The organism is Burkholderia sp. HAN2018 (assembly GCF_024704855.1).
Lineage (GTDB): Bacteria > Pseudomonadota > Gammaproteobacteria > Burkholderiales > Burkholderiaceae > Burkholderia > Burkholderia cepacia.
Window position 1 is genome coordinate 1 of the sequence record NZ_QOBB01000511.1, and the last position, 1,153, is coordinate 1,153.

1 pseudogene is annotated in these 1,153 nt (G+C 73.5%); it reads left to right on the forward strand.

Going from position 1 to position 1,153, the window contains the following annotated elements:
- Positions 1 to 1,153 (forward strand): annotated as a pseudogene (locus DPV74_RS41455) (LuxR family transcriptional regulator); the annotation flags it as partial.

Sequence of the window (1,153 nt, forward strand, 5' to 3'; positions counted from 1 at the left end):
CGGACGATTCGGACTGGTGCCGGCTGCATCCGCTCGTGCGCGACACGCTGCGCGACCGCCTCGCCGCGGACGCCGGGCGCAGCGCGCTGCATGCGCGTGCGGCCGCCTGGCTCGACGCGCACGGGATGACCGAGGAAGCCGCGCGCCACGCGTATGCGGCCGGCCAGTTCGAGGTGGCGTACGCGCTCGCGCAGCGCTGCCTCGAGGATGCGATCAAGCAGGGCCGCATCAACGACGTGCTCGACTGGCTTGCGCTGCTGCCCGACGCGGAGCTCGACAAGCGCCCGACGCTGCGCATCGCGGTCGCGTGGGCACTGGCGCTCGGCGAGCGCCACGTCGAGGCGCAGCGCCAGATCGCGGGCATCCTCGCCGACACCGGCACGCCCGCGGCGATGCGCTACGAATGCGCGCTGATCCTCAGCGCGGCCGCTTATTACGCCGACGAAATCGACCGTTTCATCGAGCTGTTCGAACCGTGGGCCGACTTCACGCCGCCGGCGGCGACCTGGCTCGCGCAAATGCACGCGAACCGGCTGTCGGCGCGCGCGATCATCGTCGGCGAACCGGCGCAGGCGCGCCGCTTCCAGCACGCCGCGCCGCGCGGCGAGACGGCGGCCGGGTTCGGCTACGTCGCGCGCTGGGGCGAGCTGATCACGGGCCTGAGCTACCTGCGCGAAGGCCAGGTCCGGCTGGCCGACGACACGCTGTCGCCGGCGCTGGCACGCGCGGAAGCCGATCTCGGGCGCCGCCATCCGCTGACCTGCATGCTCGCGGCGATGTGCGCGGCGCTCGCGTACGAGGCCGACCGCGTCGACCAGGCCGCCGCGTTGCTCGCGAACCGGCTCGACGTGCTCGAACATGCGGGCACGCCCGATACCGTGCTGCTCGGCTATTGCACCGCCGCGCGCATCGCGCTGCTGCGCGGCGTCGAGCACCGCGCGATCGACCTGCTCGAAGCGCTCGACGCGATGGGCGTCGCGCGCCGCCTGCCGCGCCTGTCCGTCGCGAGCCTCGCCGAACAGGTGCGCATTCACGCGGCGCGTTATCGCGAGGCGACCTGCCATGCGCTCGTCGAGCGGATCGATGCGATCGCGGCCGCCGAGTTTCCGTCGCACGGGCCGTTGTGGCGGCGCCCGGTCGTGCTGCTGCAGGC